The sequence below is a fragment of the Burkholderia sp. 9777_1386 genome (assembly GCF_015712265.1).
Classification (GTDB): Bacteria; Pseudomonadota; Gammaproteobacteria; order Burkholderiales; family Burkholderiaceae; genus Burkholderia; species Burkholderia cenocepacia.
In genome coordinates this window covers 125,863-140,470 of the sequence record NZ_JACCQB010000011.1, presented here as the reverse complement: position 1 = coordinate 140,470, position 14,608 = coordinate 125,863, and the positions used below count along the sequence as shown (strand labels likewise).

Here is a 14,608-nt window from a genome sequence, read left to right as displayed (position 1 = left end):
GAGCCGGATCGATCGGCATGCAGTCGGACGGCTTGCCGGGCACGTCGATCTCGCGCCGGCTTACCGCACGGTAGCGATTTGCCGTCAAGCGGCCATCGTCCTTTTCGATTAGGGGCGAATGCCGGGTAGCGGCGCGGCCCCGGGCATCGACCGATACGCGCGGCGATGGCGGCGAGGTAAGATCGGCATCAGTGGCGGGTTCGACATCACGACACGGCAGCCATCACGGGGAAGCGCCATGGACCTGAAGGAAGTCGACGTACTCGGTGCGGGGGTGGGCGATCACTGGTACTACGCGTCGAAGGCGAGCGCGATTCGCCGGTTCCTGGGCGCGTCGGGCGCGAACCGGATACTCGACGTCGGTGCGGGCTCCGGTTTTTTCTCGAAGCATCTGCTCGAACGCACGCAAGCGACGGAAGCGTGGTGTGTCGATACGAGCTATGCCGACGACAGCGACGGCGAGGCGGCCGGCAAGCCCATCCACTTTCGGCGCGCCGTCGATCGATTCGATGCCGATCTCGTGTTGCTGATGGACGTGCTCGAGCATGTCGACGACGACGTCGGGCTGCTGACGCAGTACGTGCAGGGTGCGCCGTCGGGCAGCCGGTTCCTGATCACGGTGCCCGCGTTCCAGTTCCTGTGGAGCGGCCACGACGATTTCCTCGAACACAAGCGCAGGTATACGCTCGGCGGCCTCGAGGGCGTGGTGCGGCGTGCCGGGCTCGACGTCGAGCACGGCGCCTATTATTTCGGCCTCACGTTTCCGCTCGCGGCCGCGTTGCGGCTGGGCGAGCGGGCGCGTTCGCAGCCGCGCGAGCCTGCGTCGCAACTGCGTCGTCATCATCCGTTCGTCAACGGCTTGCTGAAGACGATCTGCCGCATCGAGCTGCCGATGTTCCGCTTCAATCGCGTCGCCGGCCTGACGGTCATCTGCGTCGCACGCAAGCGGTGACGACGATGCGCGGTGAGTGCCGCGGATTGCCTGCATCGCCGCCATCACGCCAAAAAATTGCACGAGAACATTCACAAAATGCATGCGACCCGTTCTAAATCGGGAAACTGTCTGTTATAATTTTTTTCTTTCGGGGCGTAGCGCAGCCTGGTAGCGTACCTGCATGGGGTGCAGGTGGTCGGAGGTTCAAATCCTCTCGCCCCGACCAGACAAGAACCCGCGTCAGCTGAAGCTGACGCGGGTTTTTTCTTGGCCGCCGCTTTTTTGCACATCGCAACGCGGCCCCGGTAAAATGCAAGGTTGATCCACGGAAAGCGCCGTGATTTAGCGGAAGAGGATTCCCCGAACATGACTGATCTTCGTCTTACCATGCGGTTCGCTGCAGTGCTCGCCACCGGCGCGCTCGTCGCCGGTTGCGGTACGTCGTCGCCCACGAAAGTGGACTACAAGAGCGATTCGAAATCGAAGGAAGCGTCGCTCGCAGTGCCGCCCAACATGCTCGACGAGACGGCCGATCAGCGTTCGCTGCCGCCCCAGGGCGGCGCGACTTCCCTGTCCGCGCTCCAGCAGGTCCAGCAGGCCGCGCCTGCGCTGGACACCGTCGCGCCGGCCGTCGCCGGCATGCATATCCAGCGCGACGGCACCGAAAGCTGGCTCGTGATCGACGGCAAGCAGCCGGCCGCGATCTGGCCGCAGGTTCGCCGTTTCTGGCAGGAGCAGGGCTTCCTGCTCGTCGTCGACCAGCGCGACAAGGGCGTGATGGAAACCGACTGGAACGAAACCCATCCGCAGATCAACGACGGCTTGATCCGCAGCGTGATCTCAAAGGCGATGGGCAATTCGTATGTGACGGCCGAGCGCAACAAGTACCGCACGCGTCTCGATTCGGCGCCGAACGGCGGCACCTACGTGTTCATCAGCCAGAAGGGCATGCGCGAGGCGATCACCGGCGCGAACAACGATTCGAGCAAGTGGGAACCGAAGCCGAACGATCCGGCGCTCGAGACGGAATACCTGAAGCGGCTGATGGCCGTGCTCGCGCAGAACGAGCAGCGCGCGAAGAACGGCGAACCGCCGATCGCGAACATCAAGGACAACGCGGTCTCGAAGGACAAGAAGGCCGATGCCGACGCGTCGTCGAAGGCTGCCGCGGCGATCGCTGCGCAGAACGTCTCGCGTACGTCGGCGCAAGGCAATGACGCGGCCGAAGCGGCCGTGCCGTCCGAAGTCACGCTCGGCGAGCCGTACGATCGGTCGTGGCTGCACGTCGGTCTCGCGCTCGATCGCGCGAATTTCACGGTCGACGATCGCGATCGCACGAAGGGCCTGTATTTCGTGCGCTATGTCGATCCGAAGGATCTGAGCTCGGCCGAGCAGGGCTTCTGGAGCCAGCTGTTCCACGGCAAGAAGGAAAAGCAGGCGAAGCAGTATCGCGTCAACGTGAAGGCGCTTACGGCCGATCAGACGCGTGTCGCGGTCGTCGACGATTCGGGCGCAATCGATTCGTCGTCGGCCGCTCGCCAGATCATGGGGTTGCTCGTGAATCAGCTCCGCTGATCCCGGCGTCTCCGCACCCTTGAAAAGCCCGCCATTCGGCGGGCTTTTTTCATGTCCGCTCGCCAGCGTGTGCGCATGTTCGGCGGGGCCCGTCCCTTCTCGTGACGTTACGTAACATCCCCGCGTTACGACGACAGAACACGTGTCACATTGTCGCCGATCTAAAAATTTTTCCTTATAAATCAATGGAATATTGCGCGTGTAATGCCTGGCACGCAACCTGCTTTATAGGTTGGAATCGTTAGAACAGGGAGGACAGCGTCAGGGACCGGGAATGCGCGGCGAGCGCATGAACAACGGGATCGACGCCTTTACATGCCGACGCGCCAAGCGTCGGCGCAACAGATGATGGTCCGCGCCAGCGTGCGGATCTCGATGGCCCCGTCGCCTATCCTCGTAGGGCGACGGTTTCGCCCGCGCTTCTCTGAAGCGCGGGCTATTTTTTTGGGTGCCGTCGCCATGTCGTATCCGGGTAGCCGATGTGCGGCGCGGGATTCGCGTATTCTCGGACTTTTTCGGATGAAGGAGGCGGGAATGGCGGAAATTGCAGTCGTGGCGCTGATCGTGGCGAAGCCGGGGGCCGAGGAAAAACTGCGCGCCGTGCTCGAGGGAATCGTCGAGCCCACCCGCAACGAAGCCGGCGCGTTGCAGTACGACCTGCACCGGGATCTGAAGGAGCCCGCGCGGTTCGTATTCGTCGAGCGTTGGGAGAGCGAGGAGGCGCTGGCCGCTCATGCGCGTTCCGCGCATATTCTCGCTTATCGCGAAGCGGCCGCGGACTGGATCGAGCGTTCCGAAATCCGCGTGCTGTCGAAGCTCGTGTGAGCCTGAGCCGGGTGGGGCGACCGGACGTGTCCGGTCGCGGCGGCGCGTCAGTGCGACGCGCTGGGTACGTCGAGAATCAGGATGATCGTCCAGTCTGCGTCGCCGTCATGGTGATACTGGCGCTCGGCAACGATGAACGGTTGCTGCTTGCCTTGCGGGCCGAGGAACAGCACGTCGCCCTCCATCGGCAGGCACTCGATCGGCGGCAGCGCGAGGAACGCGTCGTCCGAGCCGCGGGGCATCAGTTGCTTGATCTTGCGAGTGGCGGCTTCGGTCCACTCGATGTCGAGTTGAATGTTGCTCATGCTGTCCTCCGCACCGGGGTGCGCACGGGTGGAAAATTTCGGTGCGCGACTTTAGCACAGCGCGCGGGCGCCGCAACCAAAAAAGCCGAACCCGGTTGCCCGGATTCGGCTTTTCGCTGATGCGGTGCCGCCGAACTTACTGGCTGGCAGCGTCTGCAGCCTTTGCCTTCTTGCCGGCCTTCTTCGCAGCTGCCTTGTGATGCGCAGCCTTCTTGCCGTGGTGATGCTCTTCCTGCGCCGCCGGCTGAGCCGCTTCGGCCGCTTGCTGCTGTTGCAGCGCTTGTGCACGCTGCTCGATCTCGGCGATCTTGGCCGGATCGGTGATGGTCTGGATCTGCGTGCTCTCTTGCGCATACGCTGCGCCAGTCAGCGCCGACATCGCTACCAGGATAGCCAGGGACGTCTTCTTCATTGCTTTACCTCCGCTAAGTGGTGATGAACCCGAGTGTTGCCGTTTTGTCTGGCGACTGCAATCGAGTGCGTGTCGAGTGTAACAAAAGTGACGGATCAATGTGCACCGGATCGCCGCACGACGCAAGGCTCCGTTGAAGTCGCGCAACACTTCGCGCGGTTCGTCACGCGCCTGCCATCCAGGGGAGTGCGGAGATTTCCATGCGGTCGTCAAAACCAGCCGAGCCAACGATACACGTGGAATTGCGCGATCCCGACCAGCTCGTGCAGCGCGTGTTCGGCGTTGGCCACATTGCGCCAGCGCGGCAGCCACCCCGTCTGCGCGCGCCGGAGATTCGCATAAACGGGTTGCGGATCGATGCCGAAGCGGCGGAAATCGAGCAGCGCCCGGCGCATCTGGTACGACGACGTGACGAGAATGCGCGCGTCGTCATACTGTGAGCGTAGTATAGACGCAGTGAATTTCGCGTTTTCGTAGGTTGTACGGCTGTTCGGTTCGAGCACGAGGTCGGCCGGCGCCACGCCTTGCGCGACGAGCTGGCGCCCGTAGACGGCCGCCTCGGTATCGCCGTGATGCTGCGGGTCGCCGCCCGACATCACCACGGTGCAGCGTTCGGCCTGCTGCCGGCACGTGCGATAGAGCGCCGCAATCTTGCGGATGCGCGCGGCGCCGTCGGGCGGCGGCTGCAATCCGGCATCGGTGCGAAGCGTGCCGGCGCCGATGAGGATCAGCGTGGTTCGTCCATGCATGTCGGGATGCTCGACCGGCGTGACGCCTGCCTCGCTCCAGGCGATCAGCGGCGCGGCGAGCCAGCCCGTCGCGAGCAGCCAGAACAGCGCAGCGGCGACGATCGAAATGGTTCGACGCCGCTTGCGGCAGAGCATGAAACCGATGAAGAGAAGTACAAATGAATCGAACAGAATCAATTTGATTGGGGTATGGTGTCTTTTTATGGACGGCTGACGATCCGGCCCTGACGCGACGCCGAACAACGTCGGCCTCCAGAATCGGTGGCGGTTTCGGCGGGCGGAGACCCCGCCCGGCGCGCCGCTTCGCATTGTCGCTGCACTTTAAGAAAGAATCGAGATGGCCACGTATTCCAACGAAGCGGTGCTCGACGCATTGAGACGAGTGCAGTACCGCCAGGTACCGTGGGCACGCCGCCCGGGCGTGTTCGAGTATCTCCGTTCGCTCGGGCTGATGGACACGGTCAGGCAGAAAACCGTTGCCCCCGCACCGGGCTTCCATGCACCGGTCGACATCGCCGTACTGACCGACAGCGGTCGAGCCGAATTCTCGCGCCTCGAGCGCGACGAGAAATTACTGTCCTGGACTGATCGCCGCATGGACGACTACGCATTGAGCGAAGCGAGCGCCGTGGCGATTCTCGAAAGCCGCCTGTAGCGGTTCTTCATCCCGCCCCGTGCATCGCCGCGGCAGACCGGCGACGCAAAAAAAGCCCGTATCGCGAGGATACGGGCGTACCGGATACTTTTGCTGCTGCCACGCTGTGCTCATGGCAACGATGTGACTCGCCGCATGCGGCGCAGTTCCCGGATGCGGGCATTTTCTTTGGCGAAACGTCGAAATCGGCAGGACTACGGATGACGCGGCACACCCGGCGGCTGCGAGCCGATCCGCGCCCGTGCGTTGCTCGCGATGTCGCCACGCAAGTCGCCGCGCGGCACGGTTTGCCGGCTGGACGAATTGGCGGACGGCGGCTGGCGGAGGGTGTTGCGATGATCCTGCTGGCGATGGGGCGGCTTCACGCGATCGTCGGCATGGACAGGAGCGGCGAGCGCCACGGAAACGACAATGCCGCATGCAACGAGCAGTGACATTGTTTTCATGGCGGGGCTCCCTTCAAGCCGTCCGTGCGGCCTGTTGATATGTCGCTAAGGTAAGCGTGGGAGTGCAGGCTTGCTGTAAATAATAGTAAATAGATGTTTCGCGGCACGACAACGGTAATCGACGGCAAGACATGCGTCGCGACAAAGTCGCATCGCAGAAAGAAACCGGGCGGCCGAAGCCGCCCGATCGAGCATGCGTTACGCCATCTTGACGGGCGCGCGCCAGGATTCCGGGTTGGTCCAGAAGGCGCCGCGCAGCCGGTCGCGGCTCGGCGGGGCCGGCGGCTTCGCCGCGCTTGCGCCGATGCGTCCGCGCAGCGAGATTTGCCGGCCGCTCGTGCCGAGTCGCTTCACGATCTCGGCGAGCGTGCCGTCGGCCTGCCATTCGTCGAAGCGGCGGCGGCAGGTCGGCGGGGACGGATAGCGGCCCGGCAGTTTCGACCAACCTTCACCCGTCGACAGTACCCACAGTACGGCGTTGACCACCGACCGGGCTTCCACGCGGGGACGGCCGCGCCGCTCACTCCGTGCGGGCTCCGAGCAAAACAGACCCTCGACCAGCGCCCACTCGTTATCTCTCAAATCGTCGAACAGCATCATGTCCTCACCTCAGCGAAGCTAACTCCGGTGCGCTGCCCTGCGCCGCGCACTCTTCAGGCACTCGATCGGCGAGTGCCGGGTGGGGGCGTCCGGTTGGCCGGCAGCGGCGTTTCTGCTCTTCCGTCCGACGAAACCTGTGCCCTGTGCGCCAGGTAATGCACGAAGCGTGCCATGTCGGAGGTGAATCCCTCGAGAGCCGCTTGGCAGCGAGCTAACGGCTAAGTCAGCTAGGGGCGTATAAGACGCCAAAATAACCCGGCAGCAAATCGGGACAATCACCAATCTTGTGCAATTCGCCCGTGTCACGTGCGTTTGCGAACGTATTGCACCGCAGCGAAACATGTGCGGCGGGTGCCGGATTCGTTCGCCGAAGCCGGGTTCGCACATTAAAATCGCGCATCGATATCGACGATTGATGAGGTCAGGAGATGAACGTTACGCTGCGCCAGCTTCGCGTATTCATCGAAGTCGCGCGGCTCAGGAGCTTCAGTCGGGCGGGGGACGAGATCGGGCTCACGCAGTCCGCGGTCAGCCGCTGCGTGCGCGAGCTCGAGGCCGAACTCGGGCTGAAGCTGATCGACCGCACGACGCGCGACGTGCAACTGACCGACGTCGGCGCGAACCTGATCGCGAGCGTGTCGCGCCTGCTCGACGATCTCGACGACACGCTGCGCGAGATTCGCGAAATAGGGGAGCAGCGTCGCGGGCGCGTGATCGTCGCGGCAAGCCCGACGATCGCATGCAGGCTGATGCCGCGCGTGGTGGCGTCGTGCGAGCGCCAGTTCCCGTTCGTGACGCTCGGCCTGCGCGACGACGTACAGAGCGACGTGCTGCGCAAGGTGAAGTCGAGCGAAGTCGACTTCGGCGTCGTGATCGGGCCGCTGACGGTCGCCGATCTCGTCTGCGAGCCGCTGATGACCGATTCGTTCTGCCTTGTCGCGCGCGCCGACCATCCGCTCGCGGCGCGGGCTGAGGTGCCGTGGACGGCGCTTGACGGCGAGCGCCTCGTGCTGCTCGATCATGCGTCGGGCAGCCGGCCGCTGATCGATGCGGCGCTGGCCACGCATCGCGTGAACGCGACGGTCATGCAGGAACTCGGGCATTCGGCGACCGTGTTCGGGCTGGTCGAGGCCGGTGTCGGCGTGAGCGTGCAGCCGTGGCTGTCGCTGCCGCTGCCCGCCGGCTCGACGCTCATCGCACGGCCGCTCACGCCGCGCACCGAGCGTACCGTCGAGCTGGTGCGTCGTCGCGACCGGTCGTTGTCGCCCGCCGCGCAGGCGATCTGGGAGCTCGTGCGGCAGATGCCGGCAAGGGCCGAGGATCTCGACTGACGCTTGCCAACGTGCGCGGTCCGGCTTGCCGGCCGGTACACTACGCGGATCGTGTTCCTCGGCGGTGGTGCTCGATGACGCAATCCGCAGGTTTTTTTCCGGCAAACGACGAGCCGGCGGCGCGTGCCGCGGTGCAGGCGCTGCGTCCGTCGCTGATCCGCGAGGTCGCAAACGCCGGCTTCGGCGTGCCGGACATGCTGCCGTTCTGGTTCGGCGAATCCGATCGCGTGACGCCGGACTTCGTCCGCGACGCCGCAGCGGCCGCGCTGCGCGACGGCGCGACCTTCTACACGCACAATCTCGGCACGGCGCCGCTGCGCGACGCGATCGCAACCTATGTCGGCGCGCGTCACGGTGCGACGCCGGCGGACACGGTGGCCGTGACGAGTTCGGGTGTGAGTGCGCTGATGCTGGCTGCGCAGATGCTCGTCGGGCCGGGCGAGCGGGTCGTCGCGATCACGCCGCTGTGGCCGAATCTCGTCGAGATTCCGAAGATCCTCGGTGCGCAAGTCGACTGCGTGCCGCTCGACTATGGCGACGCGGGCTGGCAGCTCGATGTCGGCCGGTTGCTCGCGGCGCTGACGCCCGATACGCGGATGCTGCTAATCAATTCGCCGAACAACCCGACGGGCTGGACGATGTCGCGCGACGATCAGCAGGTCGTGCTCGCCCATTGCCGCCGTCACGGCATCTGGCTGGTCGCCGACGAGGTGTACGAGCGGCTTGCATTCGGCGACGGCGGCGCGCCGTCGTTCCTCGATATCGCGTCGCGCGACGAGCGCGTCGTGGTCGTCAATTCATTCTCGAAGGCGTGGGCGATGACGGGCTGGCGGCTCGGATGGCTGATTGCGCCGGCATCGATGATGGGCGACCTGTCGAAGCTCGTCGAATACAACACGTCGTGTGCGCCGGGCTTCGTGCAGGCCGCGGCCGAGGTCGCGTTGCGCGACGCGCGCGATCACCTGGTTGCCGCGCTGCGGACCCTGCCGGGAGTCGAGGTGCCGCCCCCGCCGGGCGCGATGTACCTGTTTCTGCGGCTGCCGGGTGCGGCCGACAGCCTGGCGTTCTGCACGACGCTGGTGCGCGAAGCGGGGCTCGGTCTTGCGCCCGGGCGCGCATTCGGCCCGGAGGGAGAAGGGTTCGTGCGCTGGTGCTACGCATGCGATCCGGCGCGGCTCGATGCGGGCGTCGAGCGGCTGCGCCGGTTCCTTGCACACGGCGCGGGCGCCCGCTGAAGCGGGGCCGGAGCGGGCGCGCCGCCCGGGCGGCGGCCTGTTCCACTCATCTTTACGCACCGGGCAATTTTGCGTAATATGGCGCTCAGTCACGCGGTTCCGTCGTTGAGCCGTGCTGTTCCGTCCGGTTTGGGCCTGGCCTGAAGTTGGTTCGCCGCCCCCGGTTCGTGCTCCCATCAATATGACCGATCAGAATCGGGCGAGCGCGTCTTCCGTTCCTTTCGTCTGTTTGTTGATCCGGTTCGTTTGACCACAGGGTCTGGCCTAGCTGCATGAATACCCAAGAGGCGAAGATCGTCCTCGAGACTGCTTTGATCTGCGCGCAGGAACCGCTGAAGCTCGGCGATTTGCGCAAGCTCTTTGCCGACGGCGTGTCGGCTGACACGGTCCGCACGTTGCTCGAAGATCTGAAACAGGATTGGTCCGGTCGCGGTGTCGAACTGGTGGCGTTGGCGACCGGATGGCGCTTTCAGAGCAAGCCGGCGATGCGTCATTATCTCGATCGCCTGCATCCCGAGAAGCCGCCGAAATATTCGCGCGCGGTGCTCGAAACGCTCGCGATCATCGCGTACCGGCAGCCCGTCACGCGCGGCGACATCGAAGAGATTCGCGGCGTCACGGTCAATACGCAGGTGGTCAAGCAACTCGAGGATCGCGGCTGGATCGAGGTGATCGGTCATCGCGACGTGCCGGGGCGTCCGGCGCTGTATGCGACGACCAAGCAGTTCCTCGACGATCTCGGCCTGAAGGCGCTCGACGACCTGCCGGCGCTCGAAGAGCCGGCCGCGAACATCGAGGCCGCGCTGCTCGCGCAGCAGGCCATGGATTTCGACGGTGACGTGCCGGTGGCCGACGATGCGGCGGGCGACGTACCGCAGGCACTGGCGAATGAAGTGCCCGCCGGCGAGTCGGCCGAGGCCTCCGGCGATGCCGCGGCCGACGTCGCGTCGACGCAGGAAATGCCGAGTCGCGATACGCTCGATGCTGATCGCGGGCAAACGGAGCAGACGGAGCAGGTTGGCGCCGAAGCAGTGCCGACCGATGTGCAGCCCGAGCCGCAGCCAGCGGATTGGAGCGAGGAAGATCGCAAGCCGGCCGCCGAAGCGGCTGCCGGAGACGGAGCGGAAGCGGCCGGCGACATGCCCGGCGAGGCCGATCAGGCCGACGCCTCCCGTTCCCGTCCCGCGGACGACGAGACGCTGGACGACACGTCCGACAGTCTCGCGGATGCCGTACGAAGCGCCAGTGCGCCCATCGGCGCCGACGCGCTGCCGGACGACGAAGCAGAACCCGAACAGCGTCGCGCCTGATCGCGGCCAACTTCTTGCCGCGCCCGCGCCGGGCGCGAGACCTGACATTTTGAGGTTGTTTTGACAGATATCCACGATATTGAATCGTCCGCGCCTGCCGTGCAGGCAGCGCGTGCCGACGATGCGCCGGAGCAGGATGCTTCGGCCGCGGGTGGCGACGAGCGTCCCCGCCGCGGTCTGCGGCGCGGCCCGCGCAGCCTGATCGCGCGGCGTCGCGCGGCGGCCAAGTCGAAGGGCGCCGAAGGCGAGCAGCAGGGTGCCGAGGGCGCGGATGCGCAGCCGGCCGAGGCCGCCGATGCGCCGCCGGCGCGTGCGCCGCGCAAGGAAGGTGCGGCCAAGGGCGGTCGCAAGCCGGCCGGCAAGCGCGAAAGTGCGGCCAAGGGCGGTCAAGGCGGCCAGGGCCGTCGCGGTGCATCGAAAGCCGAAGGTGGCGCGGCGAAGGCCGTGGAAGGCGATGCGTCCCAGGACGAACTGTTCGCGTACGTGACGTCGCCCGCCTTCGACGCGGACAACTCCGCGGGCGGTAGCGGCGTGCGTGCGCCGATGCTGCGTCGCGGCCGCAACCAGCCGGCGAACAAGCGCGTGCTGTCGCCGGACGACGACGCGCCGAAGCTCCACAAGGTGCTGGCGGAAGCGGGCATGGGCTCGCGCCGCGAAATGGAAGAACTGATCGTTGCCGGCCGCGTGTCGGTGAACGGCGAGCCCGCGCACATCGGCCAGCGGATCATGCCGACCGACCAGGTGCGGATCAACGGCAAGCCGGTCAAGCGCAAGCTGCCGAACAAGCCGCCGCGCGTGCTGCTGTATCACAAGCCGACCGGCGAGATCGTCAGCCACGCGGATCCGGAAGGTCGTCCGTCGGTGTTCGACCGCCTGCCGCCGATGAAGACGGCGAAATGGCTGGCGGTGGGCCGCCTCGACTTCAATACCGAAGGCCTGCTGATGCTGACGACCTCCGGCGACCTCGCGAACCGCTTCATGCATCCGCGTTACAGCGTCGAGCGCGAGTACGCGGTGCGTGTGGTCGGCGAGCTGGCCGAAGGCATGCGGCAGAAGCTGCTGCATGGGGTCGAGCTCGAAGACGGTCCGGCGAATTTCCTGCGCATCCGCGATGGCGGCGGCGAAGGCACGAACCACTGGTATCACGTCGCGCTGGCCGAAGGCCGCAACCGCGAAGTGCGCCGGATGTTCGAAGCGGTCGGCTTGATGGTGAGCCGGCTGATCCGTACGCGTCACGGCCCGATTCCGCTGCCGCGCGGCCTGAAGCGTGGTCGTTGGGAAGAGCTCGACGATGCGCAGGTGCGCAAGCTGATGGCGACCGTCGGCCTGAAGGCGCCGTCCGAGGAGAAGGGCAAGCGCGGCGGTGCCGGTCCGACCGAGCGGCGCCAGCCCGATCCGATGCAGACGTCGATGGGTTTCATCGGCCGCGAGCCGGTGCTGACGACGCACGGGCAACTCGACCAGCCGCGTCGCGGTGGTGGCCGGCGCGGCGCGCCGGGCCTGCCGGGCCTGAGCGGCTACGGCAGCCTGCCGGTTGCACCGTCGGGCTACGGCAACCGCACGGGCGGCGGTCGTGACGGCAACCGCATGGGTGGCGGCCGCGACGGCAACCGCGCTGGCGGTGGTCGCGATGTCGACGGCAATCGCGCGTCGTATGGTGCGGGCCCCAAGCGCGATGGCGCGGGCGGCAAGCGCGGCGGCAGCAAGGGCGGTGGTAACCGCACGCCGAACGGCAATCGTGCCGATGGCGGCGGCAACGGCGGCCCGCGCGGCGGTCAGCGTCCGCAGCGCAGTCGTACGCGCAGCCGCTAAGCGCCTGTCGGTCGGCGTGCGTCGGCCCAAGGCCGCTGGCGCGTCGGCCAGGCCGGCATCCGGCCGGCTTTGTCGACGCGTTTCGGCTGATCCGTGTCGCGTGCCGCGACAACGACGATCACCGGCGCGGCACGGGAGTCCCGGTCGATCGGGTAGCCCGATTTCGTATTTTTGGTCCGTAAAGGCAGTCGACGCGCTGCTTTTACCGGCTGGCTTGGCGTTTGCGCCAAAAATCGCTATAATCGCGGAGTCGCTGGGCGTACGGATTCAATGTGCGGCTCAGGTGCGACCACCAGTAAGAAGATGGGCGTTCCGCCCATTTTTTTTTGCTGAAACGGTTAGGCATCTCGGGTAGCGCTTCCTGCGCCGGCTAAGGCGCGCGCCCGCGGGTGAATCGCGAGCGGCGGGCGCGAACACCTGAGAGGACACTGTGCAACTGACGGAACTGATAGAAACCACGGTCACCGGGCTCGGCTACGAGCTGGTGGAACTCGAGCGCACCGGGCGCGGCATGCTTTGCATCTATATCGATCAGCCTGCCGGCATCTCGCTCGATGACTGCGAAAAGGTTACGCGTCAGCTCCAGCACGTCTTGACGGTCGAAAATATCGATTACGAACGGCTCGAAGTCTCGTCCCCGGGGCTCGACCGCCCGTTGAAGAAGCTGGCCGACTTCGAGCGCTTCGCCGGCAGCGAAGTTTCCGTGACCTTGAAAAAGCCGCTGGACGGGCGCAAGACGTACCGGGGCATTCTGCACGCGCCGAATGGCGAAACGATCGGTTTGGAATTTGAGGGGAAGAAGGGCGAGGCAGCCATGCTGGATTTCACGCTGGCCGATATCGACAAAGCCCGCCTGATTCCGCAAGTTGACTTTAGGAGCCGCAAATAATGAGTCGCGAAGTGTTGATGCTGGTGGATGCGCTGGCGCGCGAGAAAAACGTCGACAAGGATGTGGTGCTGGGCGCCCTCGAGGCTGCGCTCGCGTCCGCTTCCAAGAAGCTGTTCGACGAAGGCGCCGAAATCCGCGTCCATATCGATCGCGAAAGCGGCGAGCACGAAACCTTCCGTCGCTGGCTCGTCGTGCCCGACGAGGCAGGCTTGCAGGAGCCGGATCGCGAGATCCTGCTGTTCGAAGCACGTGAGCAGAAGCCCGACGTCGAAGTCGGCGAGTATGTCGAGGAACCCGTTCCGTCGATCGAGTTCGGTCGCATCGGCGCGCAGGCCGCGAAGCAGGTGATCCTGCAGAAGGTGCGCGACGCGGAGCGCGAGCAGATCCTGAACGACTACCTCGAGCGTGGCGAAAAGATCATGACGGGTACGGTGAAGCGCCTCGACAAGGGCAACTTCATCGTCGAATCGGGCCGCGTCGAGGCGCTGCTGCGCCGCGATCAGCTGATCCCGAAGGAAAACCTGCGCGTGGGCGACCGCGTGCGTGCGTACATCGCGAAGGTCGACCGCACCGCGCGCGGTCCGCAGATCGAGCTGTCGCGTACGGCGCCCGAATTCCTGATGAAGCTGTTCGAGATGGAAGTGCCGGAAATCGAACAGGGCCTGCTCGAGATCAAGGCGGCTGCCCGCGACCCGGGCGTGCGCGCGAAGATCGGCGTCATCGCATACGACAAGCGGATCGATCCGATCGGCACCTGCGTCGGCATCCGCGGTTCGCGCGTGCAGGCCGTGCGCAACGAGCTCGGTGGCGAAAACATCGACATCGTGCTATGGTCGGAGGATCCCGCCCAGTTCGTGATCGGCGCGCTCGCGCCGGCAGCCGTCCAGTCGATCGTCGTCGATGAAGAAAAGCATTCGATGGACGTCGTCGTCGACGAGAACGAACTGGCTGTCGCGATCGGCCGCAGCGGTCAGAACGTTCGCCTTGCCGGCGAACTGACCGGCTGGCAGATCAACATCATGACGCCGGACGAATCCGCCCTGAAGCAGGGTGAAGAGCGCGACCGGCTGCGTGCACTGTTCATGGCGCGCCTCGACGTCGACGAAGAAGTTGCCGACATCCTGATCGACGAAGGCTTCACGAGCCTCGAAGAGATCGCGTACGTGCCGCTCAACGAAATGCTCGAAATCGAAGCGTTCGACGAGGATACCGTGCACGAACTGCGCAACCGCGCACGCGACGCGCTGTTGACGATGGCCATCGCGAACGAAGAAAAGGTCGAGAACGCAGCGCTGGATCTCAAGAGCCTCGACGGCATCACGCCGGAGCTGCTCGCGAAGCTGGCCGAACACGCCGTGCAGACGCGCGACGATCTCGCCGAGCTGGCTGTAGATGAACTGGTCGACATGACCGGGATGGAAGAGGATGCCGCTAAGGCGTTGATCATGAAAGCACGTGAACACTGGTTCCAGTGAGAAATGACCATGGCGCACTGATTTGATGGCGGCCGTATGGCCTGACCCGATGCTA

The 14,608-nt window shown here is 65.4% G+C and carries 14 protein-coding genes, 1 tRNA gene and 1 pseudogene; 11 read left to right on the top strand and 5 right to left on the bottom strand.

Annotated elements, in window-relative coordinates:
- The first annotated feature begins 238 nt into the window (after positions 1 to 238).
- The 4 genes from H0X91_RS11975 to H0X91_RS11960 all read left to right on the top strand — a co-directional run bounded on the left by H0X91_RS11975 (position 239) and on the right by H0X91_RS11960 (position 3,334).
- A complete protein-coding gene (locus H0X91_RS11975) occupies positions 239 to 952 on the top strand; it encodes a class I SAM-dependent methyltransferase (RefSeq protein ID WP_006495357.1) in 714 nt (237 codons plus the stop codon).
- 131 nt (positions 953 to 1,083) lie between these two features.
- Positions 1,084 to 1,160: transfer RNA gene (locus H0X91_RS11970), tRNA-Pro, on the top strand.
- Between the two features lie 140 nt (positions 1,161 to 1,300).
- Entirely contained in the window at positions 1,301 to 2,509 is a 1,209-nt protein-coding gene (gene bamC / locus H0X91_RS11965) for an outer membrane protein assembly factor BamC (protein WP_012492557.1), read from the top strand.
- A gap of 534 nt (positions 2,510 to 3,043) precedes the next feature.
- A complete protein-coding gene (locus H0X91_RS11960) occupies positions 3,044 to 3,334 on the top strand; it encodes a putative quinol monooxygenase (RefSeq protein WP_006495355.1) in 291 nt (96 codons plus the stop codon).
- A 47-nt stretch (positions 3,335 to 3,381) separates the two neighbouring features.
- Here the strand turns inward: H0X91_RS11960 and H0X91_RS11955 are convergent, their stop codons facing one another.
- The 3 genes from H0X91_RS11955 to H0X91_RS11945 form a co-directional block, all read right to left on the bottom strand.
- The gene (locus H0X91_RS11955; RefSeq protein WP_006486090.1) at positions 3,382 to 3,639 is read right to left on the bottom strand and encodes a hypothetical protein; all 258 of its coding nucleotides are present in this window, start codon (positions 3,637 to 3,639) and stop codon (positions 3,382 to 3,384) included.
- Between the two features lie 136 nt (positions 3,640 to 3,775).
- Positions 3,776 to 4,051 carry a hypothetical protein gene (locus H0X91_RS11950; protein ID WP_006486101.1) on the bottom strand — a complete coding sequence of 92 codons (276 nt, stop codon included), beginning with the start codon at positions 4,049 to 4,051 and terminating at the stop codon, positions 3,776 to 3,778.
- 209 nt (positions 4,052 to 4,260) lie between these two features.
- Positions 4,261 to 4,977 carry a YdcF family protein gene (locus H0X91_RS11945; RefSeq protein ID WP_012492558.1) on the bottom strand — a complete coding sequence of 239 codons (717 nt, stop codon included), beginning with the start codon at positions 4,975 to 4,977 and terminating at the stop codon, positions 4,261 to 4,263.
- Positions 4,978 to 5,137: 160 nt separating this feature from the next.
- Here H0X91_RS11945 and H0X91_RS11940 point away from each other — a divergent pair, with 160 nt between their 5' ends.
- Positions 5,138 to 5,455, top strand: a complete 318-nt coding sequence (locus H0X91_RS11940; RefSeq protein WP_006495354.1) for a hypothetical protein — start codon at positions 5,138 to 5,140, stop codon at positions 5,453 to 5,455.
- A gap of 194 nt (positions 5,456 to 5,649) precedes the next feature.
- Here H0X91_RS11940 and H0X91_RS11935 read toward each other — a convergent pair whose 3' ends face one another.
- Together H0X91_RS11935 and H0X91_RS11930 are read right to left on the bottom strand one after the other, a co-directional pair.
- On the bottom strand, positions 5,650 to 5,901 hold the full coding sequence (locus H0X91_RS11935; RefSeq protein ID WP_006495353.1) for a hypothetical protein: 252 nt from the start codon (positions 5,899 to 5,901) through the stop codon (positions 5,650 to 5,652).
- Positions 5,902 to 6,102: 201 nt separating this feature from the next.
- Positions 6,103 to 6,498: pseudogene (locus tag H0X91_RS11930) on the bottom strand (transposase); the annotation flags it as partial.
- Between the two features lie 431 nt (positions 6,499 to 6,929).
- Between H0X91_RS11930 and H0X91_RS11925 the strand changes: the two are divergent.
- From H0X91_RS11925 to nusA, 6 genes are all read left to right on the top strand, one after another.
- Positions 6,930 to 7,832, top strand: a complete 903-nt coding sequence (locus tag H0X91_RS11925) for a LysR family transcriptional regulator (RefSeq protein ID WP_006486096.1) — start codon at positions 6,930 to 6,932, stop codon at positions 7,830 to 7,832.
- A 74-nt stretch (positions 7,833 to 7,906) separates the two neighbouring features.
- Positions 7,907 to 9,067 carry a pyridoxal phosphate-dependent aminotransferase gene (locus H0X91_RS11920; RefSeq protein WP_196433050.1) on the top strand — a complete coding sequence of 387 codons (1,161 nt, stop codon included), beginning with the start codon at positions 7,907 to 7,909 and terminating at the stop codon, positions 9,065 to 9,067.
- Positions 9,068 to 9,339: 272 nt separating this feature from the next.
- Complete coding sequence (scpB, locus tag H0X91_RS11915; RefSeq protein ID WP_034200656.1) at positions 9,340 to 10,377, top strand: SMC-Scp complex subunit ScpB; 1,038 nt, start codon at positions 9,340 to 9,342, stop codon at positions 10,375 to 10,377.
- Between the two features lie 60 nt (positions 10,378 to 10,437).
- The gene (gene rluB, locus H0X91_RS11910; RefSeq protein ID WP_059723746.1) at positions 10,438 to 12,189 is read left to right on the top strand and encodes a 23S rRNA pseudouridine(2605) synthase RluB; all 1,752 of its coding nucleotides are present in this window, start codon (positions 10,438 to 10,440) and stop codon (positions 12,187 to 12,189) included.
- Positions 12,190 to 12,619: 430 nt separating this feature from the next.
- Entirely contained in the window at positions 12,620 to 13,078 is a 459-nt protein-coding gene (gene rimP / locus H0X91_RS11905) for a ribosome maturation factor RimP (RefSeq protein WP_006490686.1), read from the top strand.
- The gene (gene nusA / locus H0X91_RS11900; protein ID WP_006495348.1) at positions 13,078 to 14,553 is read left to right on the top strand and encodes a transcription termination factor NusA; all 1,476 of its coding nucleotides are present in this window, start codon (positions 13,078 to 13,080) and stop codon (positions 14,551 to 14,553) included. Before rimP ends, nusA begins: the two co-directional genes overlap by 1 nt.
- Positions 14,554 to 14,608: the final 55 nt, after the last annotated feature.